Below are 10,627 nucleotides of genomic sequence, written 5' to 3'. Positions count from 1 at the left end.
GGGGAGTGCGGGGCTTCGGCCTGGGGGTGCTGGGAGTCGTGGGCTGCGGGCCGCGGGGCTGCGGCTTGCTCCACGGGAACGGCGTCATGCGACGCCTGCGGTGGCCAGCGGGGGCAGGAACTGCCCGGCCGGCACCCCGAGCCAGTCCGCGATGATCGCGAGCTCCTCCGCCCGGAACGGCCGCTCACCGACCAGGCGGAGCTGGACGGACGCTTGCGAGAGACCGACCTGCGCCGCGACGTCCCGCTGAGACTTCTGCTGCCGCGCCAACTCGGCGCGCACCTCGGCGGCGATTCTGGCGCGAACGTCGTTTTGCATGGAGTGACACTGTCACGGATTCCGTGACAGTGTCAAGCCTCGCCTATTCATTCATCGCCATGACGTTGACGCGACACCGATGCAGTGTCACTCTCACCATATGGCGAACGCAGATACCGGCACGGTGACAAGTCTCAGCGACCTGGTCGCCGAAGAAATCCGGGTGCTGCTGACCCGGCGGCGGATGAGCCAGCGGCAGCTGGCGCAGGCGATGGGCGTGTCACACGCCTGGCTGAACTACCGACTTACGGGGGTTAAGACGATCGACCTGGACGATCTCCAGCGGATCGCCGACGTGCTCGGCGTCCAGGTTTCAGCCCTGCTCGCGCCCGCACTTCGACCGAACGAGCGTTCGGGGTAAGTTTTCTGGCACAAATGTTTCCGGCATGCGGTCGGCGCATGCCGTCGTCCCCCAGGGAGGTCAGCGCGATGAGCGGTGGTGACAAGCTCGACTTCGAGATCCGTCCGAATCCCGCGCCGGTATCCGCCACCGATCGGGCTGCGCTGCTGGCCAACCCCGGGTTCGGTCGGGTCTTCACCGACCACATGGTCACCATCCGCTACGCGGACGGCAAGGGCTGGTACGACGCCCGGGTCGAGGCGCGTGGGCCGATCCCGATGGATCCCGCCAGTGCCGTGCTGCACTACGCGCAGGAGATCTTCGAGGGGATGAAGGCGTACCGCGCCACCGACGGCGGGGTGACGATGTTCCGCCCGTACGCCAACGCGACCCGGTTCAACAGGTCCGCGGCCCGGATGGCCATGCCGGCGCTGCCCGAGCAGACCTTCGTCGACTCGCTGCACCGGCTGATCGAGATCGACCGTGAGTGGATTCCGGAGGGTGACGAGGGCAGCCTCTACCTGCGGCCGTTCATGTTCGCCAGCGAGGTCTTCCTCGGCGTCCGGCCGGCCAACGAGTACCTCTACGTGGTGATCGCCTCGCCGGTGGGGGCGTACTTCGCCGGTGGGGTCAAGCCGGTGACGGTCTGGGTCTCGCCCGACTACACCCGGGCCGCACCGGGCGGCACCGGTGCCGCGAAGTGCGGCGGTAACTACGCCGCCTCGCTGGCCGCCCAGGCCGAGGCCGCCGAGCACGGCTGCGAGCAGGTGGTCTTCCTCGACGCCGTGGAGCGGCGGTACGTCGACGAGTTGGGCGGCATGAACGTCTTCTTCGTCTACGACGACGGTTCGGTGGCCACCCCGCCGCTGACCGGCACGATCCTGCCCGGCATCACCCGGGAGTCGGTGCTCACCCTGGCCACGGCGGCCGGGCACCGGGTCGAGGAGCGGCCGGTGAGCTTCGCCGACTGGCAGGCGGACGCCGTCAGCGGCCGGCTCCGCGAGGTCTTCGCCTGCGGCACCGCGGCGGTGATCACCCCGATCGGGCAGGTGCGCTTCCCCAACGGAGAGTTCAGCATCGGCGGTGGCGAGCCCGGCACGGTCACCATGGCCCTGCGCCAGCAGCTGGCCGACCTCCAGCGCGGCAAGGCCGCCGACCCGCACAACTGGGTCCACCGGGTGCTCTGAGAGTCAACGAGGGGCCCCTTCTTGACGGAAGGGGCCCCTCGTGACCGCGCCGGCGGCATTGCTAGTCGAGCAGGTGGGTGCGCAGGGCGGTGAGCTGGTCGTCGGTCACGCCGGCGGTGCGGAGGTAGTCGTCGACGGAGCCGTGGCCCTCGCGGATCTCGGCGAGGAACAGCAGCATCGTCTCGGCCGGTGAGGCGAGGAACGGCGCCGGTACCTTCGCGGCGTCGGGAAGGGTGGCGGCGACCCAGGCGCTGTACTGCCGCGACGCCTCGTTGCTCAGGGCGTAGTCGGCCGCGATCTCGGCGTCGTTGACGCCGAGCACGGCGAGGGTCAGGCCGCAGACGATGCCGGTGCGGTCCTTGCCCGCGACGCAGTGCACCACCACTGGCGCGTTGGCGCCCTCGGCGATCAGGCTGATCGCCTCGGCGAGCCCGGCGGTGCCGGTGCGGGCCAGGTCGGCGTACCGGTCCGCGAGGTAGCGGGCGAGGTCGCCGCCCGGCTGGTACGGCTGCTCGCCCCACTCGGCGTGTTCCGGGTGGATGTGCCGGTAGGTGAGACCGTCGAAGTCGGGGACCCGGCCGTCGCGTTCGACCTCGGAGGGGCGGCGCAGGTCGATGACGGTCCGTACGCCGAGCGCGGCGAACGCGTCCCGGTCGGGGTCGCCGATGCGGTGCAGCGAGTCGGAGCGGTAGAGCCGGCCGGTGCGTACCGTGCGGCCGTCCCGGCCACGGTAGCCGCCGACGTCACGGAAGTTGAACGTCGCGCTGAACGGGATTCTGCGGGTGACCTCGATGGCGTCCACCCTGACACGGTAAACGGCCGGTGGGACAGTGCCCACCGGCCGTGACGCCGTCTCTGCCCAGTCGGGTGCTGGGCCGGGCACCCTTACCGGAAGAGCCCGGGCGGGGTCGCCGCGTACGTGTCGTTGTAGTAGCCGCCGAGCTTGTCCCGGTAGGCCGGGTCGGTGGCCGCCTCGTCGTACTCCGGTGCCGCCTTGATCTGGTCCTTGTCGCGGTCGACGTAGACCTTCTGCTCCTCGTGGTCGACGTGGTTCACCGTCCCGGCCGGGAGCATGACCTTCTTGCCGAAGATCCACGGCCCGGTGTCGACCACCAGATAGCTGGCGTTGACCTCCTGGCTGCTGCTGTCGATCTTGCCGATCGAGCCGTCGCTGGCCTCGACCTTGTAGCCGACCATGTTGACGCCGGCCACCCCGGAGTCGTCCCGGTAGCTCCACGGATCGAAGGCGCCGGCGGGGGCGCCACCAGCGACCACGCCCTGGTCGCCGAGGAGTGTCACATCCTCCCGGTGAACAGCCCGGAGGGCCGGGTCTCCCGGCCTGCCGTGCGGCGCCGGGTCCGGGGTGGCGGGCGTGCTGTTCGGGTCGAGCCTGTCCATGGGATCTCTCCTGCCCCGACTCTGGTGAGTCGTCTCGGAGGAACGTGCTTCCTTGTCCCGAAAACTCCTACCCCGTGCGACGCGTCCTACACCCGGCGTACGAATTCGCGTCCCGATATGTGGATTCTGCCTCCCAAACCCGTTGGCGGGTGGCAGAGTACCCAGCGTGACTTGCACCGCCCGCATTATTGGCAACTAGCGCGCCGGCCTCCCCTCCGCCGAGCGCGCAGACCTCCCGCAGCCGCGGGAGGTCTTTTTGTTGCGCTGGCCGGTGCCTGACGAAGGGATCCTCATGACGTTCCAGGTCTACGACACGACCCTGCGCGACGGGGCCCAGCGCGAGGGGCTCAGCTACTCGGTGGTCGACAAGCTCGCGGTGGCCCGGTTGCTCGACGAACTCGGCGTCGGGTTCATCGAGGGCGGGTGGCCGGGCGCGGTGCCGAAGGACACCGAGTTCTTCCGTCGGGCGCGTACCGAACTCGACCTCAAGCACGCGGTGCTGGTCGCCTTCGGCGCCACCCGCCGGGCCGGTGCGGTCGCCGCCGGCGACCCGCAGGTGCGCGGCCTGCTGGACGCGCAGACTCCGGCGATCGCGCTGGTCGCCAAGGCCGACCTGCGGCACGTGGAGCGGGCGCTGCGCACCACCGCCAAGGAGAACCTGGCGATGATCCACGACACGGTGACCCACCTGGTCGCCGAGGGGCGTCGGGTCTTCGTCGACGGCGAGCACTTCTACGACGGCTACCGCCACGACCCGGCGTACACCGCGTCGGTGGTGGAGACCGCGCTGGCCGCGGGCGCCGAACGGTTCGTGCTCTGCGACACCAACGGCGGAATGCTGCCGTCCCAGGTGACCGCGGCCATCGTCGACCTGACCGACCGGATCGGCGTCGCCCCCGAGCTGCTCGGCATGCACGCCCAGAACGACACCGCCTGCGCGGTGGCCAACACCATCGCCGCCGTCGAGGCCGGCGTCCGGCACGTGCAGGGCACCGCCAACGGGTACGGCGAGCGGCCGGGCAACGCCGACATCTTCGCGGTCGTCGCGAACCTCCAGCTCAAGCTCGGGCTGCCGGTCCTACCGGAGGGCTGCCTGGAGCAGATGGTGCGGGTCTCCCACGCCATCGCCGAGATCGCCAACATCGCCCCCGACACCCACCAGGCGTACGTCGGGGCCGCAGCCTTCGCTCACAAGGCGGGGCTGCACGCGAGCGCGATCAAAGTGGATCCGCTGCTCTACAACCACGTCGAACCCGAGGTGGTGGGCAACGACATGCGGATCCTGGTCACCGAGATGGCCGGCCGGGCCAGCATCGAGCTCAAGAGCCGTGAGCTCGGGTTGGATCTGGCCGGCCATCCGGAGACGCTGTCCCGGGTCACCAACCGGGTCAAGGAGCTGGAGGCGGGTGGCTGGTCGTTCGAGGCCGCGGACGCCTCGTTCGAGCTGCTGGTCCGCTCCGAGTTGCCGGACGCCGCGCCGGCGCGACCGTTCGCCCTCGAGTCGTACCGGGTGCTGGTCGAGCACCGCGAGGACGGCGCGGTGGTCTCCGAGGCGACCGTGAAGATCCGGGTACGCGGCGAGCGGGTGATCGCCACGGCGGAGGGCAACGGCCCGGTCAACGCGCTCGACGAGGCGCTGCGGGTCGGCCTCGGCCGGCACTACCCGGAGCTGCGGGACTTCGAACTGGCCGACTACAAGGTGCGCATCCTGGAGGGCAGCCACGGCACCGGCGCGGTGACCCGGGTGCTGGTCGAGACGGCCGACGGCCGGGGCGGCGGCTGGACCACGGTCGGCGTGCACCCCAACGTGGTCGAGGCGAGCTGGCACGCGCTGGTCGACGCGCTCACCTACGGCCTCGACCGCGCCCGGGTGTGAGGAAGGCCCCGGCATAACGCAGAACGTAGCGGCAGGGAACCCTGCTCACCCGTCCGTGCCCGGCAGTCGCAATTCGGCGAGGACCATCCGGTGGTCGCTGCCGGGCAGCGGGTGCACCGCCACGGCGCGTACCGCGATCCGGCGGTCGACCAGCACGTGGTCGATCACCACGGGCGGGATGAGGTCGCCGTCGTACGGGCCCCAGGTGCCGGTGAGCCCGGCGCCGACCGAGGCGGCAGCGTCGGCGTAGCCGGTGTCGACCAGGGCCCGCAGCGGGGCGTGGTCGAGGGTGGCGTTGAAGTCCCCGGCGAGGATGCTCAGCGGTCCGTCGGGGGTGGCCGCCGGCTGCGCCGCCAGGTCGGTACGCCAGTGGCCCGTCTGGTCCAGCGCGTACGGCGCCGCCGGGTGCGCCGACTCGACGCGTACCGGGGGCGCGCCGGGCACCGTCACGCTCGCGTACGCCTGCGTGAAGCCCCACCCGCCGCGCAGCTGGCGGATGCCGCCGTCGTTGATCGGGTGGCGCGAGTAGAGGCCGGAGCCGGGGGTGCCGACGACCGGGTTGAGCTGCCGGTGCGGCATCAGCCGGTCGAGCCCGAGCCGATCCAGCTCGGCCTGGGCCGTCGGGGTGAACTCCTGCACGACCAGCACGTCGACCCGCTCGGTGCGGACCAGGTCGACCAGCGTCCGCGGGTCGGCGGCACCGGCGAGCAGGTTGGCGGTGAGCATCCGCACCGTCGGCCCGCCGGCGGACGGTTGCGGGGTGGGTAGTACGCGGGGCGCCACCATCGCCATCAGCGCGACGGTGGTCAGCGCCGCGACGACCGCCGGCCAGCGGCGCCGCAGGGCGAGCGCGAGCACCAGCGGGACCAGGCTTCCGGCCGCCGCGTACGGGGTGAAGGCCAGCGCCTGCACCAGCGGCCCCCGGTCCAGGCCGACCAGCCGGGCCAGCGTCCAGCCGGCTCCGGGCGCCACGGCGAGCCAGCAGAGCGCCGTCCACACCGGCACTGCCCGGAATCGCCGGCCGATGGTGATCTCCACAGCAGCAGCCTAGTTCGCCGGTGCCGCCCGCCGGCATGCGACGGCGGGGCCGCCGGTCGGCCGTCCCCGAGGCTGGCGTCGATACGCAGAGGGGAATCGCCGAATGCTTTTCGTGAATACTTCCGAATTCACTTCTCACAATTTCTGTGGCGCCGATCGGACAGCCGGCCGAAAGGGTGATCGCTATTGACCTACGGCATTTTCCGGTGCTAGGTTCCAGCTGGTCGGGTGGTCGCGGCCGGGGGCAGTTAGCACAGCTCAGAGTGCATGTGGACCGCCGAGTGCAGTCGTCGTCAGGTGCGCTCGAAAATGACGCACGCCGACGGCCAGCGTTCATTGTCGACCGACTCGGAAAAGGCAATATCCGTCCCGCGTGTCGCGGGTCGGTCGTATCTGCACGGTCACCAAGGGAGACCTGTCATGCCCAGTTTTTTCCGACGTAAGGCGGCTGCGGTGGCGATCGCGGCCCTGGCCCTGGCGCTGGCCGGCGGGGGGATCGCCGCCGCGCAGCCCGCGACCAAGGCCCAGCCCGCGAGCCGCGGGGCGCAGCAGCCGGCCGTCACCACGGCATCGCTGAACAGCGCGAAGGCGGTGCTCGCCAAGGGCGACGCCGTCGCCGCCGCGTCCACCGACCTCTACCGGACGGTGGTCAACGCCAACGGCACCAAGGCCCGGGGCGACGGCGTCGTCATCAAGTACGGCGTCGGGCAGTACGAGGTGCAGTTCGGCGGCACCGTCACCACGGCGGTCTACGTGGCGACGATCGGCCGGCCGGACTCCTGCTGCATCCCGGCCGGCGGGGAGGTCGCGGTGGCGCCGCGCCTGCTCACCCCGAACGGCGTCTTCATCCAGACCCGCAACTCCGCCGGCGTCGCCGTCGATCTGCCGTTCCACCTCATCGTGCACCGCTAAGCCAGCCCCGTCGTCGGCCCCCGTCCTGTGGCGGGGGCCGGCCTCGTCGTCACGCCGCCGCGGTCCGACCGCGCCCGGACCGTGTCCACTTCCGCCAGGACGGTGCGGCCTGGCCTCCTTTGCGCGGTGCCGGATACTCCACGCCGTAACGGTTGCCGACGCGCGGTCTGGGCCGTCGAGGGCCGGAAAATCCGACGTTTGTCCGATGGCCGCCTCGGGAAGCAAGCACCGTGACGGACATCTCGGACACCACGACCAGCCTGCCCAGCCCGGCCGATCCCGACGCGACGGCAGCCGAGCTGGACCAGACCCTCTTCGAGGTCAAACGCGTGATCGTCGGGCAGGATCGGCTAGTCGAACGCCTGCTCACCGCCCTGATCGCGGACGGGCACTGCCTGCTGGAGGGCGTGCCCGGGGTGGCCAAGACGCTCGCCGCGCAGACCCTCGCCACGGTGGTCGGCGGCACCTTCTCCCGGATCCAGTTCACCCCCGACCTCGTTCCCTCCGACATCGTCGGTACCCGCATCTACCGCGCGTCGAAGGAGAACTTCGACGTCGAGCTGGGTCCGATCATGGCGAACCTGGTGCTCGCCGACGAGATCAACCGGGCACCGGCGAAGGTGCAGTCGGCGCTGCTGGAGGCGATGGCCGAGCGCCAGGTCTCCATCGGCGGACGCAGCTACCGGGTGCCGGAACCGTTCCTCGTGCTGGCCACCCAGAATCCGATCGAGTCGGAGGGGGTCTACCAGCTGCCCGAGGCGCAGCGGGACCGCTTCCTCATGAAGGTCGTCGTCGACTATCCCGACGGCGCCGACGAGCTGGCCATCCTCTACCGGATGAGCACCGACCGCCCGACGGCGCACCGGGTGCTCAACCCGGAGCGACTGCGCCAGTTCCAGATCCGCGCCACCCAGGTCTTCGTGCACCACGCCATCGCCGAGTACGTGGTCCGACTCATCCTCGCCACCCGCGACCCGGGACGGTTCGGGCTGCCGGAGATCGCCCCGCTGCTCGCCTACGGCGCCAGCCCGCGCGCCACCCTCGGCCTGGTCGCCGCCGCCCGGGCCCAGGCCATGCTCCGGGGCCGGGAGTACGTCCTGCCCGACGATGTCCGGGAGCTGTCGGTGGACGTGTTGGCGCACCGGCTGGTGCTCTCCTTCGACGCGGTCGCCGACGGAGTGACCGCCGAGTCGGTCGTGCGCCGGCTGGTCGAGGTGGTCCCGCCGCCCCGGGTGGCCACCGGGCAACCGGAGTACGTGGCCGACCTGGCAGCCGCGTGATGCGACGCCGCAGCGCGCCGGTGTCCGTACCGGCGGATCCGGTGCTGACCGACCTCACCCCCGACCAGCGACTACGCCGGCTGGAACTCACCGTCACCCGGCGGCTCGACGGGCTGCTGCACGGCGAGCGGCGCGGTCTGCTGCCCGGCCCGGGCAGCGAACCCGCGGGCAGCCGGGAGTACCGGCCCGGTGAGGACGAGGTACGCCGGATGGACTGGGCGGTGACCGCCCGCACCACCGTCCCGCACATCCGGGAGGTGGAGGCCGACCGCGAGCTGACCACCTGGGTGCTGGTCGACGCCAGCCCCAGCATGGAGTACGGCACCGCCGAGCTGGACAAGCGGGAACTGGCCGTGGCCGCGGTCGCCACCATCGGCTTCCTCACCGCCGGGCCGGGCAACCGCCTTGGCGCGCAGGTGCTCACCCCGTACGGCCTGCACCGGGTGCCGGCGCGCGGTGGGCGTACCCATCTGATCGGGCTGTTGCGCGGGTTGCTGGCGGCGCCCCGGGTGGGCGGCCACGACGCGGACACCGCGCCGATGCCCGACGCGGCCGATCTGGCCGACGCGTTGGCGGCGGTGCACCGGGTGGCCAACCGCAGCGGGCTGGTGGTGGTGATCTCCGACTTCCTCGACGGTCTGCCCGACGATCCGCGCCAACCGGCCGCCTGGGAGCGCCCGCTGCGCCGGCTGAGCGTGCGGCACCAGGTGCTCGCGGTGGAGGTCACCGACCCGCGTGAGCTGGAACTGCCGGACGTCGGTCTGATCACCCTCGCCGACCCGGAGACCGGCGAGCGCCGTGAGGTCTGGACCGGCGACCAACGCCTGCGCGAGCGGTACGCGGCGGCTGCCGCCGCCCAGCGCGACCAGGTCCGGCACGCCGTGCGCCGGTCCGGTGCGACCCATCTGGCGCTGCGTACCGACCGGGACTGGGCGGCCGACATCGTGCGGCACGTGCATGCGCAGCGCCGCCTGGCCGCGGCCCCGGCCGGGCCGCAGCGGGGAGGTGCCGCGTGATCTGGCAGTCGCCCGTCCGGCTCTGGCTGCTGCTCGGGGTGATCGCCCTGGCGCTGGCCTACCTGGTGGCGCAGCGCCGCCGTAGCCGGTACGCCGTCCGGTTCACCAACCTGCGGTTGCTCGACCGGGTGGCGCCGCGGCGCCCGACCTGGCGCCGACACCTGCCAGCCGGCCTCTTCCTGGCCATGCTGGCGCTGCTCGTCGTCGGCTTCGCCCGCCCCACCGCCGAGGTCCGGGTGCCCCGGGAGCGGGCCACCGTGATGGTGGCCGTGGACGTGTCCACCTCGATGCTCGCCACCGACGTCGAGCCGGATCGGCTCGGCGCGGCCAAGAGCGCCGCCCGGCGGTTCGTCGACGGCCTGCCCGGAGAGTTCAACGTCGGGCTGGTGGCCTTCGCCGGCAGCGCCGCGGTGCTGGTGCCGCCGAGCACCGACCGTGAGGCGCTGCACGACGGCATCGAACGGCTCGCCGAGGGGGTGACCGGGGTGCAGGGCACCGCGATCGGCGAGGCCATCAACACCTCGCTGGGCGCGGTGAAGGCGCTGGACGACAAGGCCGCCACCGAGCCGCCGCCGGCCCGGATCATCCTGCTCTCCGACGGGGCGAACACCTCAGGCATGGACCCGCTGGAGGCCGCCGCCGACGCCGTCGCGGCCAAGGTCCCGGTGCACACGATCTCCTTCGGTACGCCGAGCGGCTTCGTCGACCGGGGCGGGCGGCCGATCCAGGTGCCGGTGGACGGGGAGACGTTGCAGGCCGTCGCCGAGGAGACCGGGGGCGGCTTCCACCAGGCCGGTACGAGCGACGAGCTGCGCGCGGTCTACGACGACATCGGCAGCTCGGTGGGCTGGCGGACGGTACGGCAGGACGTCTCGGCCCGATTCATCGGGCTCGGGCTGGTGTTCGCGATGGGCGCGGCGTTCGGCTCGATGCGGTGGTTCTCCCGCCTGCCCTGACCTCGTTCGACGCGGTTCGGCCGGTGCCGGGCGCACACGTGAGGAGCGTATGTATGGCAGTGCAGACCGGACTGGGTGAGCCACGGGGCCCCGGGTTCGTCTCGCCCGATCTCGACCACCACGGGCGGGGTCGGCCGGACGGCGCCGAGGGGGCGCGGAACCGGGCGGCGTGGAGCTGGAACCGTCGGCTGCTGGCGGGGCTGGCGGTGGTGGCGCTCTCCACCAGCTCCGGGGCGCTCGCGGGCGGCTGGGTGGCCAGCCGCGACGGCGGCCCGGGCCCGGCTGCGGCGTCGGCCGCACCGGTGC

11 protein-coding genes and 1 pseudogene are annotated in these 10,627 nt (G+C 72.1%); 8 read left to right on the top strand and 4 right to left on the bottom strand.

Annotation, left to right across the window (positions count from 1 at the left end; genetic code table 11):
* Window positions 1-84: 84 nt before the first annotated feature.
* The gene (locus C1I95_RS27405; protein WP_146605865.1) at window positions 85-318 is read right to left on the bottom strand and encodes a helix-turn-helix domain-containing protein; all 234 of its coding nucleotides are present in this window, start codon (window positions 316-318) and stop codon (window positions 85-87) included.
* 100 nt (window positions 319-418) lie between these two features.
* Here C1I95_RS27405 and C1I95_RS27400 point away from each other — a divergent pair, with 100 nt between their 5' ends.
* Together C1I95_RS27400 and C1I95_RS27395 are read left to right on the top strand one after the other, a co-directional pair.
* On the top strand, window positions 419-679 hold the full coding sequence (locus tag C1I95_RS27400; protein ID WP_158566485.1) for a helix-turn-helix domain-containing protein: 261 nt from the start codon (window positions 419-421) through the stop codon (window positions 677-679).
* A gap of 68 nt (window positions 680-747) precedes the next feature.
* Window positions 748-1,845, top strand: coding sequence for a branched-chain amino acid aminotransferase (locus C1I95_RS27395; protein WP_111218013.1), 1,098 nt, complete (start codon window positions 748-750; stop codon window positions 1,843-1,845).
* Window positions 1,846-1,906: 61 nt separating this feature from the next.
* Here C1I95_RS27395 and C1I95_RS27390 read toward each other — a convergent pair whose 3' ends face one another.
* The gene (locus C1I95_RS27390; RefSeq protein ID WP_111218011.1) at window positions 1,907-2,647 is read right to left on the bottom strand and encodes a tyrosine-protein phosphatase; all 741 of its coding nucleotides are present in this window, start codon (window positions 2,645-2,647) and stop codon (window positions 1,907-1,909) included.
* An 83-nt stretch (window positions 2,648-2,730) separates the two neighbouring features.
* Entirely contained in the window at window positions 2,731-3,243 is a 513-nt protein-coding gene (locus C1I95_RS27385) for a PRC-barrel domain-containing protein (RefSeq protein ID WP_199523930.1), read from the bottom strand.
* A 292-nt stretch (window positions 3,244-3,535) separates the two neighbouring features.
* Here C1I95_RS27385 and cimA point away from each other — a divergent pair, with 292 nt between their 5' ends.
* Window positions 3,536-5,119, top strand: coding sequence for a citramalate synthase (gene cimA / locus C1I95_RS27380; protein WP_111218009.1), 1,584 nt, complete (start codon window positions 3,536-3,538; stop codon window positions 5,117-5,119).
* 45 nt (window positions 5,120-5,164) lie between these two features.
* Here the strand turns inward: cimA and C1I95_RS27375 are convergent, their stop codons facing one another.
* The gene (locus C1I95_RS27375; RefSeq protein ID WP_111218019.1) at window positions 5,165-6,151 is read right to left on the bottom strand and encodes an endonuclease/exonuclease/phosphatase family protein; all 987 of its coding nucleotides are present in this window, start codon (window positions 6,149-6,151) and stop codon (window positions 5,165-5,167) included.
* A 426-nt stretch (window positions 6,152-6,577) separates the two neighbouring features.
* Here C1I95_RS27375 and C1I95_RS27370 point away from each other — a divergent pair, with 426 nt between their 5' ends.
* The 5 genes and pseudogenes from C1I95_RS27370 to C1I95_RS27350 all read left to right on the top strand — a co-directional run.
* Window positions 6,578-7,069: a hypothetical protein gene (locus C1I95_RS27370; protein WP_111218007.1), complete on the top strand. Its 492-nt coding sequence runs from the start codon at window positions 6,578-6,580 to the stop codon at window positions 7,067-7,069.
* Between the two features lie 230 nt (window positions 7,070-7,299).
* The gene (locus C1I95_RS27365) at window positions 7,300-8,349 is read left to right on the top strand and encodes an AAA family ATPase (RefSeq protein WP_111218005.1); all 1,050 of its coding nucleotides are present in this window, start codon (window positions 7,300-7,302) and stop codon (window positions 8,347-8,349) included.
* Window positions 8,349-9,365, top strand: a complete 1,017-nt coding sequence (locus C1I95_RS27360) for a DUF58 domain-containing protein (protein ID WP_111218003.1) — start codon at window positions 8,349-8,351, stop codon at window positions 9,363-9,365. The genes C1I95_RS27365 and C1I95_RS27360 overlap by 1 nt, the downstream gene beginning before the upstream one ends.
* Window positions 9,362-10,321, top strand: coding sequence for a VWA domain-containing protein (locus C1I95_RS27355; protein WP_111218001.1), 960 nt, complete (start codon window positions 9,362-9,364; stop codon window positions 10,319-10,321). The genes C1I95_RS27360 and C1I95_RS27355 overlap by 4 nt, the downstream gene beginning before the upstream one ends.
* Window positions 10,322-10,374: 53 nt before the next feature.
* A pseudogene (locus C1I95_RS27350) lies at window positions 10,375-10,627 on the top strand (peptidase S1); the annotation flags it as partial.

Origin of the sequence: Micromonospora craterilacus (assembly GCF_003236315.1) — a bacterium.
GTDB classification, from domain to species: domain Bacteria; phylum Actinomycetota; class Actinomycetes; order Mycobacteriales; family Micromonosporaceae; genus Micromonospora; species Micromonospora craterilacus.
This window is presented reverse-complemented; position numbering and strand designations above follow the sequence as displayed.